We start from the raw sequence: 15,736 nt of genomic DNA on the forward strand, positions 1-15,736 counted from the left end.
GCGAGAAAACGCGTCGGGATAGATCCCCGGCGGGCGCCGGATCGCGCGCAATGGAGCACAAGGCGCCTGAACGGGCAATAAATGGTCTCGTGATGTTGCGGGAGGAAATGCTTGATATAGAACGTCATTCTGGGATGGTCCGAAGGACCAGACCCGGAACCTCGAGATTCCGGGTTCGATGCTCCAGGCCGCGCTACGCGGTCCCGTCGCCTCGCCCCGGAATGACGCCAGGGACATCATGACCGAAACCGACGTCGTCATCATCGGCGCTGGCCATAACGGCCTCACCTGCGCGGCCTATCTCGCGATGGCAGGCCTGCGCGTGCGTGTCGTCGAGCGCCGCAAGGTGGTCGGCGGGGCCGCAGTCACCGAGGAGTTTCACCCCGGCTTCAAGAATTCGGTCGCAGCCTACACCGTGAGCCTGCTCAATCCACAGGTGATCCGCGACCTCGGGCTTGCCGAACAGGGCCTGCGAATCGTCGAGCGGCGCGCGCAGAATTTCCTGCCCGCGCCGGACGGCAGCTATCTCCTCACTGGCGAGGGGCGGACGAAAGCGTCCGTCGCGCGGCTCAGTGCCCGTGATGCGGATGCACTCGACGGTTTTTCGCGCGAACTTGAAGACATCGCCGACGTACTGCGGCAATTCGTGCTGCGCGCGCCGCCGAACCTGCTCGACGGTTTTGGCCCGAACACGATCCGCGAGGCCGTGAACGCATTGCAGAGCGCAAACATCCTGCGCGGGCTAACGCTGGAGCAAAGCCGCAGCCTGCTCGATCTCTTCACCCGTTCGGCCGGCGAGATGCTCGACGAGCGTTTCGAGCACGATCTGGTCAAGGCGCTGTTCGGCTTCGACGCCATCGTCGGTAACTACGCCAGCCCCTACGCCGCGGGCTCGGCCTATGTGATGCTGCATCACGCCTTCGGCGAGGTGAACGGCAAGAAGGGCGTCTGGGGCCACGCCATCGGCGGCATGGGCGCGATCACGCAGGCGATGGCGCGCGCCGCTCGCGACCGTGGCGTGATGATCGACACGGATGCAGGCGTGCGCGAGGTCCTCGTCGAGCGCGACCGCGCCGTCGGCGTGGTGCTGGAGAACGGCACCACCATTCGCGCAAAATATGTCGCGGCCAACGTCAATCCGAAGCTGCTCTATACGCGGCTGATCGCGGCGGACGCCCTGCCCGCGGATTTCCTCGCCCGCATCCGCCATTGGAAGAACGGCTCCGGCACCTTCCGCATGAACGTGGCGCTGGACCGCCTGCCCTCCTTCATGGCGCTGCCGGGCAATGGCGATCATCTCTCCTCCGGCATCATTTTGGCGCCGAGCCTCGGCTACATGGACCGCGCCTATCTCGATGCGCGCGCGCAAGGCTGGAGCCGCTCGCCTGTCGTCGAGTTGCTGATCCCCTCGACGCTCGACGACACGCTCGCGCCGGAAGGCAAGCACGTCGCGAGCCTGTTCTGCCAGCACGTCGCGCCCGAGCTGCCCGACGGCAAATCCTGGGACGACCATCGCGACGAGGTCGCCGATCTCATGATCGCGACGGTGGACAGCTACGCGCCGGGCTTTGCGGCGAGCGTGCTCGGCCGCCAGATTCTGTCGCCGCTCGATCTCGAACGGCAGTTCGGCCTGCTCGGCGGCGACATCTTTCACGGCGCACTGACGCTGAACCAGCTGTTCTCGGCGCGGCCGATGCTGGGCCATGCCGACTATCGCGGGCCCGTGAGGGGCCTCTACCATTGCGGCTCCGGCGCCCATCCCGGCGGCGGCGTCACCGGCGCCCCCGGCCACAACGCGGCACGGGCGATTTTAAGGGATCACCGGTCGCTGTTTGTAAGCCGTGGATAAGCTTGTGGACGAGCTGTGGAAAGGCTGTCGAGAGGCCTGTGTCCGGGCGGTGGACGTCTGCACGACGCCGGTCGGGCGCTGCACAGGACATGCGGTGGAAAACCGCGGGATAAGGCGGTGGACAGCATCGCACCAGCGGGTGGACAGCCTGTGGACGCCTCGCGAACCGCCCCCATCCAAAAACGACTTCGCCCGCCAGGGGGCAATTCCCCCAACGGGCGTGGTCGAAAACAACCTATGAAGAAACAGCCCCCGCTGGGAAATGGGAGGCAGAAATTACTTCAAGGAACTGCTAATCGAACCGAACTTGTCGTTCAGGGTGGTGCCCAGGCTGTTCACCACGGTAATGATCGCCAGCGCGATACCCGCTGCGATCAGGCCGTATTCGATCGCAGTTGCACCGGATTCATCGGACCAGAACTTCAAAACCATGCGTTTCAAGACTCGCCTCCGTTTCCATTTCAAGCTGTGTTGGCAGGCTCCAACATCCGGAAAAGTACGGTGCGCAACCTACGGTCAGGTTAATCCGGGAACCGCAAGTTATACGGAAAATTGGGAACAAAAGTTCCCAAAATTGAATTCACCGGAACCCTGAGATGCAGCCTTCACCCACCCATCGCGCCAGCTTTTCGATCGGCAATGAGGCCGCCGCCAGGCGCGTCGTCGACGTGCTCACCGAGGTCTTTTTCGATGGCGATGCGGCGGTGGCCGCATTCGAGCGGCCGGATGGCGAATGGGACGTCACGCTGCATTTCGCCGACGCGCCGGATCAGGCATGGCTGCGCGAACTCGTTGTAACCACAGCAGGAAATGAGATCGCCGCAACCCTTGCCTTCGACACGATCGAGGCCAAGGACTGGGTCAAGGCGAGCCTGCAAGATCTCGTCCCGGTGCCGGCCGGCCGCTTCGTCGTGCACGGCAGCCACGACCGCGATCGCGTGGCGCCGAACAAGCTCAAGATCGAGATCGAGGCGGCGCTCGCCTTCGGCACCGGCCATCACGGCACGACGCGTGGCTGTTTACTGCTGCTTGACCATGTCCTGAAAAGCGCGCGGCCGCGGCGCGTGCTCGACCTCGGCACCGGGACCGGCGTGCTGGCGATTGCCGCGGCGAAGGCGCTGCATCAGGCGGTGCTCGCCTCCGACATCGACCCGCCCTCGGTGCGCGTGGCGGCCGAGAACGCAGCGCTGAACGAAACCGGCAACCATGTGCGGGTGATCCGCGCCACCGGCTTCGCCGCGCCGGATTTTGCCACATGCGGCCCGTTCGACCTGGTGCTGGCCAACATCCTTGCCAATCCGTTACGGCAACTGGCGGGGCCAATGACGCGGCACCTCGCGCCGGGCGGGCGCGTCATCCTCTCCGGCCTGTTGACGCACCAGGCGCCCGCCGTGATCGCCGCCTACCGCGCGCGCGGCCTGGTGCCGCTGCGGCACCTGCGGATCGAGGGGTGGAGCAGCCTGCTGCTGCGGAAGATGGGATGAACTGCGCCCGCGACGGTGGTGCGCTCCCTCGCCCCGTTCTTGCGGGGAGAGGGTTGGGGTGAGGGGCTGCTTCTGCAGGAACAGTGAGAGTTGAACTTGCGGAGAGTCCCCCTCACCCGGATTGCTTCGCAATCCGACCTCTCCCCGCAAGCGGGGCGAGGTGAACATCTACTCCGTCGGCTTGTCGTCCCGGCGCACCACGTGCTCGCCTCGCAAGGCGCGCCGGGCGCGGCGCTCGGCGAAACGGTCGATCATCTGGCTGATGAGGCCGCGGGGCTTCTTCGGTGTCGTTGCGGCCGGTGCGCGGCGGACCGGCGGCGAAATCTTCTCAAACGTGAACGCAGGCATCGTGTATCCCCTCGCCGTTGAGTAGAAACACTTGCTCGAATTTCCCTGTTATCCGGACGAAGCTCAGAGGCCGCATCCCTTTACTCCACTCGACCCAAGCGGACCTTTTTCAAGCACAGTCCATGCCAGATGCGCCGCGATTGCGTCCAGATTGCGGACTGATCCTCATGATCCTAAAGTGATCCACCATGTTCGAAGCACACTTCCAGACATTCGAGGAGCCGGAAGCCGGCGTCGCATTGACGGCGCGGCTTGCCGCACTTCGTGAAGAACTCGCCCGCCGCAAGCTGACCGGCTTCGTCGTTCCGCGCGCCGATCAGCAGCAGAATGAATATGTGGCGCCGTCGGAAGAGCGGCTCGCCTGGCTGACCGGTTTTACCGGCTCGGCGGGACTTGCGGTGGTTCTGACCCACGAGGCCGCGGTGTTCGTCGATGGCCGCTACACGCTCCAGGCGGCCAAGCAGGTCGACGCGAAGGCCTGGGCGGTGGAATCGCTGATCGATCCGCCGCCGGAAAGCTGGGTATCCGCGCATCTCAAATCCGGCGATCGCCTAGGATTTGATCCGTGGCTGCACACTTTTGCGGCAGCCGAGCGTCTATCCGCCGCCTGCGCCAGGGCCGGCGCCGAGCTCGTCGCGGTCGACAGCAATCCGGTCGACGCGATCTGGCAGGACCGGCCGCAGCCGCCGCTCGCCCCGGTCGCCGTGCACGGCGTGCAGCATGCCGGCCTCGGCGAGGCCGAGAAGGTCGCACAGATCCAGGGCGAGATCGCCAAGCTCGGCACCGAGGCGCTGGTGCTCTCCGACAGCCACGCGGTGGCCTGGACCTTCAACATCCGCGGCGCCGACGTCGCCCACACGCCGCTGCCCTTGTCCTATGCGCTGGTGCCGAAGGACGGCCGGCCGACCGTGTTCATCGACCACCGCAAGCTCTCCAACCTCACCCGCGACCATCTCGAGCAGTCTGCCGACGTCCGCGAGCCCGATGCGCTGGCGCCGACGCTGATGGCGCTGGCCACGAGCGGCGCGGCCATCGCGCTCGACGGCGCCACCGCGGCCGACGCGCTCAGCCGGCTGATCGCGGGCGCCGGCGGCAAGCCGGTGCGCGGCAGCGATCCGGTCGCGCTGTTGAAAGCGGTCAAGAACACCACCGAGATCGCGRGCACGAAAACGGCCCATCGGCGCGACGCGGTGGCGCTGGCGCGCTTCCTCGCCTTCATCGATCGCGAGGCGGCAAGCGGCAAGCTCACCGAGATCGACGCGGTGGAGGCGCTGGAAACCTTCCGCCGCGACACCGGCGCCTTGAAGGACGTGTCGTTCCCGACCATCTCCGGCACCGGCCCGAACGGCGCCATCGTGCACTACCGCGTCACCCGCAAGAGCAACCGGCGGATCGCACCCGGCGACCTGCTGCTGATCGATTCCGGCGCGCAATATCAGGACGGCACCACCGACGTCACCCGCACCATGGCGGTGGGCGAGCCGACGGCCGAGATGCGCGACCGCTTCACCCGCGTGCTGCGCGGCCACATCGCGATCGCGCGCGCGGTCTTCCCCGACGGCACCAATGGCGCACAGCTCGACACGCTGGCGCGGCAATATCTCTGGGCCGCCGGAATCGATTTCGAGCACGGCACCGGCCATGGCGTCGGCAGTTATCTCAGCGTGCATGAGGGGCCGGCGCGCATTTCAAAACTCGGCACCACGCCGCTGAAGCGCGGCATGATCCTCTCCAACGAGCCCGGCTACTACAAGACCGACGGCTTCGGCATCCGCATCGAGAACCTCGAGCTGGTGGTTGCGGCCGACATCACGGGCGCCGAGAAGCCGATGAACGCGTTCGAGACGCTGACCCTGGCGCCGATCGACCGGCGGCTGATCGATGTGGCGATGTTGAGCAAGGATGAGCTCGACTGGCTCAATGCCTACCACGCGCGGGTCAGGGCCGAGGTGCGGCCGGCGCTGGATGAGGCCACGCAGGCGTGGCTCGATCAGGCGACCGCGGAGCTGACGCGGTAAGCTCGCCATGCCGGCGCGCGCATGGCACTACGCGATTTGCGCAAGGCTCCCTCGCCACCATCGCTGTCATACCCCGCGCAGGCGGGGCATCCAGTACTCCAGAGACGGCAAACGTATGCTGAGAAGCCGCGGCGTACTGGATTCCCCGCTTTCGCGGGGAATGACAGCGGAGATGTTGCGCGAGCAACACGCCCAATCGGTCGCCATCGCGCTGCTATTATAACCGTCCCGGAATCCGTATAGCCGCATTCCGAAACGCCGATATCCGTCTTGTGCGAGCACGCTACAGTCCGATTCGAATTCGAGAAACGGACGCGCATGCACGGAATGATCAGCGGGCCGCCGGGAGCGGCAGCGAACAGCAATATTGCGACCTCGCGCGTGGTGTTGCTGCTGCTGGTCGTCATGACCGGCATTGCGCCGGTCTCGCTCTATATGCTGGTTCCGGCGCTGCCGCTGCTGGCGGCGAATTTCGGCAGCGACATCTCGATCGCGCAGATGACGGTGTCGCTCTTCATGGTCGGCATCGCCTGCTCGCAGCTCATCATGGGACCGCTGTCGGACAAGTTCGGGCGCCGTCCGGTCCTGCTCGCGGGCCTCGCGCTGATGGTCGCCGCGAGCCTCGCCTGCATCGTCGCGCAGAACCTGCCGCAACTGATCGCAGCGCGTTTCTTCCAGGCGCTCGGCGGCGCCACCGGCATGGTGGTGAGCCGCGCCATCATCCGCGATATCTATCCGCGCGAACGCGTCGCCTCCATGATCAGCCTCGTGATCGCGGCCCTGATGATCGGGCAGATGCTCTCGCCGCTCACCGGCGGCCTGATCGAGACCGCGTTCGGATGGCGCGCGATCTTCTATGCCATCACGGCCGGCGCGCTCGCGGTCGCCGTCGGCATTGCGCTGGCGCTGCCCGAGACGCGCCGCAGCCGCGCCGCCGGCAGCGGCTTTCGCGGCGACGTCGGCATGCTGATCAGGAATCGCGCCTTCATCGGCTACGTGCTGTGCCAGGTGCTGGCGTCCCAGATCATCTTCACCTTCGCCGGTGGCGGGCCCTACATCGTGGTGACGCAGATGGGCCGCAGCAGCGCCGAATACGGCGCGTGGTTCGCGACCTCCGGCTTTGCCTATCTGGTCGGCAACCTCCTGTGCGTGCGCTTCGCGCCGCGGCACGCGCTGGAGCGGCTGATCTGGTTCGGACTGGCGCTGCAACTGAGCGGCAGCCTCTTGAACCTGGTCTGGAGCTTCGCCGGCTGGAACGAGGCCCCGGCGTGGCTGTTCGGCACCCAGATGATCGTGATGGCCGGCAATGCCTTCGTGATGGCGAACTCCGCCGCCGGCGCGATCAGCATCCGCCCCGAGGCCGCCGGCACCGCCTCCGGCGCAATGGGCTTTCTCCAGCAGGGCATCGGCGCGCTGATGTCGCAATTCGGCGCCTATCTCGGCGGCCACTCCACCACGACGCTGCCGCTGACCTCCGCGGTCCTCGCGATCTCGCTGCTCTGCGCCGGCGTGATGATCTTCATCGTGCCCCGCCGCGAGATCGTGGTGGACGAGAAGCTGATCGAGCAGGCGGAGGAGGAAGAGAGCGGGATGATGTGAGGGGCTAGCGGGTCATTCCGGGGCGCACGAAGTGCGAACCCGGAATCTCGAGATTCCGGGTTCGATGCTTCGCATCGCCCCGGAATGACGGTGAGAGGTCACTCCCCGATCAGCTTCAGCCACTCGTCTTCGGTCAGCACCTTGACGCCGTGCTTGTTGGCCTCGGCGAGCTTGGAGCCCGCACCGGGACCGGCCACCACGAGGTCGGTCTTCTTCGACACCGAGCCCGACACTTTGGCGCCGAGGCGCTCGGCGGTCGCCTTGGCTTCGTCCCGCGTCATCTTCTCCAGCGACCCCGTGAACACCACGGTCTTGCCGGCGACGGCCGAGTTGCTCTTCGGCTTCTCGGCGTCGACGATCTCGACCTCCTTGGTCAGGCGCTCGACGATGCCGCGGTTGTGGCTCTCGCCAAAATAATCCGCGATGCTCTTGATCACGGTGTCGCCGATCTGGTCGAGCGCGTCCATCTCGGCCATCGCCTCCTCGTCGCCCTTGGCGACCTTGAGGCAGGCGTCGTGGAAGGCGTCCCACGAGCCGTAGCCGCGCGCCAGCGCCAGCGCGGTGGTCTCGCCGACATGGCGCATGCCGAGCGCGTAGATGAAGCGCTCCAGCGCGATTCTGCGCCGGCTCTCGATGGCGCCGAACAGATTGCGCACCGAGGTTGCGCCATAGCCCTCGATCTCTTCCAGCTTGAGCTTCGAATTGCGCTTTTCCAGCGTGAAGATGTCGGCCGGCTCTTTCACAAAACCTTCGTCGAAGAAGTACTGGAGCTGCTTCTCGCCTAACCCGTCGATGTCGAAAGCGCGGCGCGACACGAACAGTTTCAAGTGCTCGATCTTCTGATAGGGGCAGGCGAATTCGCCGGTGCAGCGCGCGCGTGAGCCCTCTTCACCGGCCGCGGTCTCCTCGCGCGTGACGTCGGTGTGGAGCGGGCACGGGCACGTCTTCGGGAAGTGGAATTCTTTTGCGTTCTTCGGCCGCTTGTCGAGGACGACGTCGACGACCTGCGGGATGACGTCGCCGGCGCGCTGGATCACCACGGTGTCGCCGATCCGGATGTCGCGGCCCTCGCGCAGCACCTCGCCCTTGTTGCCGATGCCCTTGATGTAATCCTCGTTGTGCAGCGTGACGTTCTGCACGATCACGCCTCCGACGCCGACCGGCTCGAGCTTGCCGACCGGGGTGAACGAGCCGGTGCGGCCGACCTGGATCTCGATGTCGCGCAGCACAGTCATGGCCTGCTCGGCCGGGAATTTATGCGCGATGCCCCAGCGCGGCGTGCGCGAGACGAAGCCGAGCCGCTCCTGCCAGTCGAGGCGATCGACCTTGTAGACGACGCCGTCGATGTCGTAGTCGAGTTTTGCGCGCTGCTCCTCGATTTTCTGGTGGAAGGCGAGCAGCTCCTCGACGGAGTGACACAGCTTCGTCAGCGGATTGGTCTTGAAGCCGCAGCGCTCGAACCAGTGGATCATGCCGCTCTGCGTACCCTCGGGCATCGCGCTCATCTCGCCCCAGGCATAGGCGAAGAAGCCGAGCGGGCGCGACGCGGTGATGGTCGGGTCTTTCTGCCGCAGCGAGCCGGCGGCCGAGTTGCGCGGATTGGCGAAGATGGTGCTGCCTTCGGCCTTCTGTCGCTCGTTGAGCGCCAGGAAGGCTTTCTTGGTCATATAGACCTCGCCGCGCACCTCGCAGATGTCGGGGACGTTGCGGCCCTTGAGCTTGTGCGGCACGTCTTCGAGCGTACGGATATTGGCGGTGACATCCTCGCCCTCCGCGCCGTCGCCACGCGTCGCCGCCGTGACAAGCTCGCCGCCCTCGTAGCGCAGCGACATCGAGAGCCCGTCGATCTTCGGCTCGGCGGAAAAATCGACCGCGTCGTCGGCGAGCTTGAGGAAGCGGACGATGCGGCCGACGAAATCGCGCACGTCTTCTTCGGCAAAGGCATTGTCGAGCGACAGCATGGGAACGGCATGCCGCACCTTCTTGAAGCGCCCGGAGGGCGCTGCGCCGACCTTTTGCGAGGGCGAGTCCGCGCTGACGAATTCCGGAAAACGCTTCTCGATCGCGTTGAAACGCTGGCGCAGCGCATCATATTCGGCGTCGGTGACCGATGGCGCGTCGTCCTGATAATAGCGCTTGTCGTGCCCTTCCAGTTCAAGGGCCAGCCGCATGTGCTCGACCTTGGCCTGTGCCTTGGTGAGGCCGGCGACGTCGGGAAGCGGCCTTGCTTTGGATTTTGCTGCTCTTGCCATGGTGGTTGAATACGACGGAGCGGGTAGGACGGTAAAGGCGTGTGGAAATCTCGTGCCCCGGACGCTGCGCAGCGCGAAACGGTGCGCTGCTGATCCGGGGCCCATGGGGCCGGCAGTCTGGATCCCGGCTCGCGCTACGCGCGTCCGGGACACGAAACCTAGGCCGTCGCCGCCTTGAGCAGCCGGTCCGCCGCCGCCCTCGCTTCCGCCGTGATCTCGGCGCCCGCGAGCATCCGCGCGATCTCCTCGCGGCGGTGGTCGGCGGCGAGTGCGTTGACGCGGGTGGCGACGCGCTTGCCCTTGTCGAGCGCATCCTTGGATATGAGCAGATGCTGGTCGGCGCGCGCAGCGACCTGTGGGGCGTGGGTGACGGCCATCACCTGCACCTTGCCGGCGAGCCGCGCCAGCCGCGCGCCGATGGCGTCGGCGACCGCGCCGCCCACACCGGTGTCGATTTCGTCGAACACCAGCGTCGGCGCCGAGCCGCGGTCGGACAGCACGACCTTGAGCGCCAGCAGGAAACGCGACAGCTCGCCGCCGGAGGCGACCTTCATCATCGGCCCCGGCTTGGTGCCCGGATTGGTCTGCACCCAGAACTCGACGCGGTCGAAGCCTTGCGGCCCCGGCGAACGCTCGTCGGTCTCGACCTGCGTCATGAACTTGGCGCGTTCGAGCTTGAGCGGCGCGAGCTCGGCATTGACCGCCTTGTTGAGCTTGTCCGCCGATTTCTGCCGCGCCATCGACAGCTTCTTGGCGGCCGCGGCATAGCGGGCATCGGCCTCGATCGCGGCCTGCTCCAGCTTCTTCAATCGCGAGGCGCCGGCATCGATCAGCACGACGTCGGCGGCGTATTTGGCGGCCAGCGCGGCAAGCCCGTCGACCGGCGTCGAATATTTGCGCGAGGCCGCACGCAAGCTGAACAGCCGCTCCTCGATGCGTTCGAGTTCGGCGGGATCGAAGTCGGTTGCGGCGAGCGCGGCCAGCAGATGCTGGTCGGCCTCCTCCAGCGCGTTGATCGCGACATCGATCGCCTTCACCGCGGGCTCGACCAGCGCCGGCGAATTGACACCGCGGCGCTCCAGCCGGCGCACCGCGGCCGAGAGCGCCGCGACCGGCGAATTATGGCCGCCGACCACCTCCTGCGCCTCGCGCAGGTCGGAGGCGATCTTCTCACCCTGCATCATGGTGGTGCGGCGGGAGGCGAGCGAGGTTTCCTCGCCGTCCTTGGGCGCGAGCTGCTTCAGCTCGTCGGAGGCGTGGCGCAGATAGTCGGCCTCGCGTGCGGCGCGCTCCATGCCGGTGCGATGCTCCTCCAGCGCGGTGTTCGCGGTGCGGCGCGCGTCCCAGAGCGCCTCGACAGCTGCCACATCCTTCTCGAGGCCGGCAAAGGCGTCGAGCAGGCGGCGGTGGGTGGCGGCATCGACCAGCGCGCGCTCGTCATGCTGGCCGTGGATCTCGACCAGCGCGGTGCCGACCGCCTTCAGCGTCTGCACGCTGATCGACTGGTCGTTGATGAAGGCGCGGGTGCGGCCGTCGGCGAGCTGGACCCGGCGCAGGATCATCTCGCCGGAATCCGCAGCCCCCATGTCCTCCAGGCCGTTCTCGGCCAGGATCTTCGTTGCAGGGTGATTCGTCGGGACATCGAACACGGCGGTAACCTGCCCCTGCTCCGCGCCATGGCGCACGAGGCCGGCGTCGCCGCGGCCGCCGAGCGCCAACGCAAAGGCATCGAGCAGGATGGATTTTCCCGCACCTGTCTCGCCGGTCAAAACCGCGAGCCCGGTGGCGAATTCGATATCGAGCCGTTCGATCAGGACGATGTCACGGATCGACAGACGCGCCAGCATGGAACCAAATTTCCTAGCCGAGACCCATTTTCTTGAAGGTCCTGCTGATCCAGGACCCCTGATTCTCGCTCGGTTCGAGACCGCCGGATTTTACAAGATTATACGCGTCCTTGTACCAGCGGCTGTCAGGAAAATTGTGCCCAAGCACGGCGGCCGCGGTCTGCGCCTCGCCGACGATGCCGATCGCCATATAGGCCTCGGTGAGGCGGAACAGCGCCTCCTCGACATGGCGGGTGGTCTGATACTGCGTCACCACGGCCTTGAAGCGGTTGATCGCGGCCGTGTAGTCGCGCTTCTGCATGTAGTAGCGGCCGACGTTCATTTCCTTGCCGGCGAGCTGGTCGCGCGCGCCCTCGATCTTGGCCTTGGCGGAGGTCGCGTATTCCGAGTTCGGATATTTGCGGTTCACCTCTTCCAGCGCGGCGATCGCCTTTTCGGTCCGGGCCTGGTCGCGGCTGATGTCGGGGATCTGGTCGTAATGGGACGCTGCAATCAGGTATTGCGCGTAGGCCGCGTCCGGGCTGCCGGGATGCAGGGTGACGTAGCGGGTGGCGGCGCCGATGCAGCCGTCATAGTCGCCGCCCTGGTAGGACGCATAGGCCGACATCAGCAGCGATTTGCGCGCCCAGTCGGAATAGGGATGCTGGCGGTCGACCTCTTCGAACTTCTTGTTCGCCGCCTTCATGTCCTTCTTTTCGTTCATGAGGTACAAGCCCTCATTGTAGATCTTGTCGGCGGGCTCTTCGACGAAGGTGTCGTCCTTGGCGGTGAACTTGTCCCAGAGCGCGCCGGTGCCGCAGCCGGCAAGCGGCAGCGCGAGCACCAGGAAGGTGGCGGCCCGGAGCAATCCACGGGCCCCGATCGAAGCCGCTGGCGAAACCGAGAGATATCCGCGCGCCATACGCTGTGCCGACATGAGTTTAAGCCCTGACGCCCTGTGATGCGGTGCCCGCCAGCCCATGAACTCCGTCATGGGCGCGAAATGTGAACGTGATGCCCGCCATGCGACCACGCCGGTGTAACCGAAAAACGATAGTTAACCAACCGGATAGGCAGGCATTCCGCCCGCATTAAGGCGAACGTGCCGCAATGCTAGCCGATCATGGTTACCAGCAGTTTCCCGGGGGAAGCAGCGGCCAACGCCTGCGATAACGGTCGGTCAGGACACATCCGGCCCGTAGGCGGCGGCGATCCGGCCGCCGACGATACCCCGGCCAACCTCGGCAACGGGACGCGAGGTGCGGCGGGCCGCCTCACCCTCGACCACCCGCCAGGCGGTCCGGTCGGCGAGCAGCGCGGTCAGAACGGCATGGTTGAGCTTGTGGCCGCCACGAACCGAGCGATAGGCGCCGAGCAGCGGCAGGCCGGCCAGCGCGAGGTCGCCGATGACGTCCAGAACCTTGTGGCGGGCGCATTCGTCGGCGTAGCGCAGGCCCTCGGTGTTGAGCAGCCGCTCGTCGTCGAACACGACGGTGTTGTCGAAGGAGGCGCCGAGCGCGTAGCCGGCGCTCCAGAGCCGGGCGACATCGCCCATCAGACCGAAGGTCCGGGCACGGCCGACTTCGCGGCGGAAGCGCTCGGCGCTCAGGTCGAAGGCGTAGCTCTGCTGGCCGATGACGGGATTGGTGAAGTCGATCTCGACCTCGACGCGGAACCCGTTGGCATGGGGCCGGATCTCGCCGAAGGAGTCGCCGACCTTGGCCGAGACCGGCTTCAAGACCTGGATGAAGCGGCGCTGCGCCGATTGGGTGACGATGCCGGCCTGATCGATCGCCGCAATGAAGGCCGCGGCGCTGCCGTCCATGATCGGCACTTCCGGACCATCGATCTCGATGGTGGCGTTGTCGACGCCCATGCCCCGCAGTGCAGCGAGCACATGCTCGGCGGTGGAGACCAGCGGGCCGGTGCGATCACCAAGGACGGTCGCGAACTCGGTTGCGATCACCTGATCGGCGGTCGCCTGCACTTCGCGGTCACATCCCTCGAGGCCGGTGCGGACAAAAACAAAACCGGCATCGATCGGCGCAGGGCCGAGGGTGACGGTCACGGGAAGACCGGAGTGAACGCCGACGCCTGCCACCGAGGCTTGCGCACGAAGCGTTGTTTGCCGGCTAAATTTCATCAGGAACCCGCCCCACTACGACCCATTGCGACTTATACAAGACCCGACTGAGTGGCCATGGCCGACTGTCCGAATCCGTATCCCCAAGTCACGGCAAACCATAGTCACTGCCTCAAACAGCGCCAACTCACGCTTTTTTACCGATTGTTACCCCAAACCCGCCGTATTCGCGCCAAGGCTTAACCAAATTACGCCGGGGTTTGGGGCTGCTATCGGCAGCCTTACTGAATCATCCAATACATAATTAACTATTTAGAATCAGTTGCTTGGCGGCTGCACCCGGGTATTCACGGGATCAAAGGAAAGGTCCCGGCAAGCTTCCCGCCGGGACCTTTTTGCATCTGCCTTGTTGTAACAATCCTTACGTCGCCTGRCGCCGCAGGAAGGCGGGGATATCAAGATGGTCGTCTCCCTGTGGCGCCGGCGCAACAGGCGCCGGGCGGCCATGGGCGTCGAGACCCTGCGGCGCGGACCGGCGAGCATATTCCGATACCGGCTCGTTGGATGCGATCTGCTGCGCGACGGACCGCTGCGGCTTGCGATCGGGCAGCGGCGGCATCGCCGGGCCGGCGGTGCGGGCTGCGATCGGCGGCTCGCTCTCCTCGTCGCGACGGCCGAGGCCGACATTGGCGAGGCGCTGGAGCAGCGACAGGCGGGTCTTCTGCGGCGTCTCCTCCTCGACCTCGCCGCGGGCCTGGCGAAGCTCGGCCTGGGCCGGCATCGGCAGTTCGTCGATGCGCGGCATCCGCGGGGCGCGGGCCGGCCCACGCTCGGCCTGCGGGGGGATGAAGGTTTCCGGCGTCATCGGCTCCTGCATGGCGAGCGGGGTCTGCTCGGGCTCCGGGAACAGGGTCGGCTTCTGCGCGATCGGGCGCACGGTGACGTCGCCATAGGTCTGCATCGGCGCGGGCGCCTGCGGGACGTCCGCAACGGCGGCGGCGATGGCCGCGAGGGCGGCACGCTCGACATTGGGACGCGGTGCGGCGGGCGCGGCGGCCGGGATCTGCGATTCCAGCTTCTGGGCACGCTCGGCCATGCGCTGATTGTCGGCGCGCAGCCGTGCGGTCAGGTCGGCGAGCCGGCTCTCGGCAACAGCGGCCGGAGCCGGCGCCTGCTGAGCCTGGGGGGCCGGGTTCGCAACCGGAGCGCTGGTGGCCTGGGTGTTGCGGGCGATCGCGGCCTGCTCGATGCCGGTGGCAACGACCGAGACGCGGATCAGGCCGTCGAGCGCTTCGTCGAAGGTCGCGCCGACGATGATGTTGGCGTCCTGGTCGACCTCCTCGCGGATGCGGGTCGCGGCTTCGTCGACCTCGAACAAGGTGAGGTCCTTGCCGCCGGTGATCGAGATCAGCAGGCCCTTGGCGCCCTTCATCGAGCTGTCGTCGATCAGCGGGTTGGCGATCGCGGCTTCGGCGGCGGTCAGCGCGCGCTTGTCGCCGGAGGCCTCGCCCGTGCCCATCATCGCCTTGCCCATCTCCTTCATCACCGCTCTCACGTCGGCGAAGTCGAGGTTGATCAGGCCTTCCTTGACCATCAGGTCGGTGATGCAGGCAACGCCCGAGTAGAGCACCTGGTCGGCCATCGCGAAGGCGTCTGCGAAGGTGGTCTTCTCGTTGGCGACCCGGAACAGGTTCTGGTTCGGGATGATCAGCAGGGTATCGACGACCTTGTGCAGCTCGTTGATGCCGGCTTCGGCGGTGCGCATGCGGCGGCCGCCCTCGAAGTGGAACGGCTTGGTCACGACGCCGACGGTGAGGATGCCCATGTCGCGCGCGGTCCTGGCGATGACGGGAGCAGCACCCGTGCCGGTGCCGCCGCCCATGCCGGCGGTGACGAACACCATGTTGGCGCCCGAGAGATGGTCGCGCAGCTCGTCGATCACCTCTTCCGCGGCGGCTGCGCCGACGTTCGGCTGCGAGCCTGCGCCCAGGCCTTGCGTGACCGCCGTGCCCATCTGCACGATGCGCTGTGCCTTCGACATCGTCAGCGCCTGCGCGTCGGTGTTGGCGACCACGAAGTCGACGCCCTGGAGGCCGGCCGTGATCATGTTGTTGACGGCATTGCCGCCGGCGCCGCCGACGCCGAACACGGTGATCCGCGGCTTCAATTCGTGAATATCAGGAACGTTGATGCTGATGGTCATGGTTGCTGCCTCTCGATCACGCGCGCGTGGGTTCGCCCCGGCCGGCGGCCGCGGGAGTTGGTGAAAGTCGGGAA

General features: G+C 66.3%; 11 protein-coding genes. 4 read left to right on the forward strand and 7 right to left on the reverse strand.

Translation table 11 applies throughout. The features are described from left to right. The first annotated feature begins 238 nt into the window (after positions 1-238). Positions 239-1,849, forward strand: a complete 1,611-nt coding sequence (locus tag ACXJMY_RS26995; protein WP_456622390.1) for a phytoene desaturase family protein — start codon at positions 239-241, stop codon at positions 1,847-1,849. A gap of 276 nt (positions 1,850-2,125) precedes the next feature. On the opposite strand, the gene ACXJMY_RS27000 is transcribed toward ACXJMY_RS26995, so the two are convergent. Next, positions 2,126-2,281: a Flp family type IVb pilin gene (locus ACXJMY_RS27000; RefSeq protein WP_456622434.1), complete on the reverse strand. Its 156-nt coding sequence runs from the start codon at positions 2,279-2,281 to the stop codon at positions 2,126-2,128. 164 nt (positions 2,282-2,445) lie between these two features. Between ACXJMY_RS27000 and ACXJMY_RS27005 the strand changes: the two genes are divergently transcribed. Beyond that, a complete protein-coding gene (locus ACXJMY_RS27005; RefSeq protein WP_456622391.1) occupies positions 2,446-3,333 on the forward strand; it encodes a 50S ribosomal protein L11 methyltransferase in 888 nt (295 codons plus the stop codon). A gap of 168 nt (positions 3,334-3,501) precedes the next feature. Here ACXJMY_RS27005 and ACXJMY_RS27010 read toward each other — a convergent pair whose 3' ends face one another. After that, on the reverse strand, positions 3,502-3,681 hold the full coding sequence (locus ACXJMY_RS27010) for a hypothetical protein (RefSeq protein ID WP_456622392.1): 180 nt from the start codon (positions 3,679-3,681) through the stop codon (positions 3,502-3,504). A gap of 188 nt (positions 3,682-3,869) precedes the next feature. On the opposite strand from ACXJMY_RS27010, the gene ACXJMY_RS27015 reads away from it, so the two are divergent. After that, entirely contained in the window at positions 3,870-5,699 is a 1,830-nt protein-coding gene (locus ACXJMY_RS27015; RefSeq protein WP_456622393.1) for an aminopeptidase P family protein, read from the forward strand. 318 nt (positions 5,700-6,017) lie between these two features. Next, positions 6,018-7,298 carry a multidrug effflux MFS transporter gene (locus ACXJMY_RS27020; RefSeq protein WP_456622394.1) on the forward strand — a complete coding sequence of 427 codons (1,281 nt, stop codon included), beginning with the start codon at positions 6,018-6,020 and terminating at the stop codon, positions 7,296-7,298. 98 nt (positions 7,299-7,396) lie between these two features. On the opposite strand, the gene ligA is transcribed toward ACXJMY_RS27020, so the two are convergent. From ligA to ftsZ, 5 genes are all read right to left on the reverse strand, one after another. After that, positions 7,397-9,550, reverse strand: a complete 2,154-nt coding sequence (gene ligA, locus ACXJMY_RS27025; protein ID WP_456622395.1) for an NAD-dependent DNA ligase LigA — start codon at positions 9,548-9,550, stop codon at positions 7,397-7,399. 158 nt (positions 9,551-9,708) lie between these two features. Beyond that, the gene (recN, locus tag ACXJMY_RS27030; protein ID WP_456622396.1) at positions 9,709-11,397 is read right to left on the reverse strand and encodes a DNA repair protein RecN; all 1,689 of its coding nucleotides are present in this window, start codon (positions 11,395-11,397) and stop codon (positions 9,709-9,711) included. 13 nt (positions 11,398-11,410) lie between these two features. Then, the gene (locus tag ACXJMY_RS27035; RefSeq protein ID WP_456622397.1) at positions 11,411-12,313 is read right to left on the reverse strand and encodes an outer membrane protein assembly factor BamD; all 903 of its coding nucleotides are present in this window, start codon (positions 12,311-12,313) and stop codon (positions 11,411-11,413) included. Between the two features lie 243 nt (positions 12,314-12,556). Beyond that, positions 12,557-13,519, reverse strand: a complete 963-nt coding sequence (lpxC, locus tag ACXJMY_RS27040) for a UDP-3-O-acyl-N-acetylglucosamine deacetylase (RefSeq protein WP_456622398.1) — start codon at positions 13,517-13,519, stop codon at positions 12,557-12,559. A 361-nt stretch (positions 13,520-13,880) separates the two neighbouring features. Next, positions 13,881-15,662 (reverse strand): cell division protein FtsZ, encoded by a 1,782-nt coding sequence (ftsZ, locus tag ACXJMY_RS27045; protein ID WP_456622399.1) that lies wholly within the window; start codon positions 15,660-15,662, stop codon positions 13,881-13,883. Positions 15,663-15,736 lie beyond the last annotated feature (74 nt).

Source organism: Bradyrhizobium sp. P5_C12 (assembly GCF_054049735.1).

What these genes read in the sequence shown, in the direction of transcription:
- ACXJMY_RS26995 (WP_456622390.1), top strand. Translation starts at nt 239, where the DNA reads ATGACCGAAACCGACGTCGTCATCATCGGCGCTGGCCATAACGGCCTC.
- ACXJMY_RS27000 (WP_456622434.1), bottom strand. Translation starts at nt 2,281, where the DNA reads ATGGTTTTGAAGTTCTGGTCCGATGAATCCGGTGCAACTGCGATCGAA.
- ACXJMY_RS27005 (WP_456622391.1), top strand. Translation starts at nt 2,446, where the DNA reads ATGCAGCCTTCACCCACCCATCGCGCCAGCTTTTCGATCGGCAATGAG.
- ACXJMY_RS27010 (WP_456622392.1), bottom strand. Translation starts at nt 3,681, where the DNA reads ATGCCTGCGTTCACGTTTGAGAAGATTTCGCCGCCGGTCCGCCGCGCA.
- ACXJMY_RS27020 (WP_456622394.1), top strand. Translation starts at nt 6,018, where the DNA reads ATGCACGGAATGATCAGCGGGCCGCCGGGAGCGGCAGCGAACAGCAAT.
- ligA (WP_456622395.1), bottom strand. Translation starts at nt 9,550, where the DNA reads ATGGCAAGAGCAGCAAAATCCAAAGCAAGGCCGCTTCCCGACGTCGCC.
- recN (WP_456622396.1), bottom strand. Translation starts at nt 11,397, where the DNA reads ATGCTGGCGCGTCTGTCGATCCGTGACATCGTCCTGATCGAACGGCTC.
- ACXJMY_RS27035 (WP_456622397.1), bottom strand. Translation starts at nt 12,313, where the DNA reads ATGTCGGCACAGCGTATGGCGCGCGGATATCTCTCGGTTTCGCCAGCG.
- lpxC (WP_456622398.1), bottom strand. Translation starts at nt 13,519, where the DNA reads ATGAAATTTAGCCGGCAAACAACGCTTCGTGCGCAAGCCTCGGTGGCA.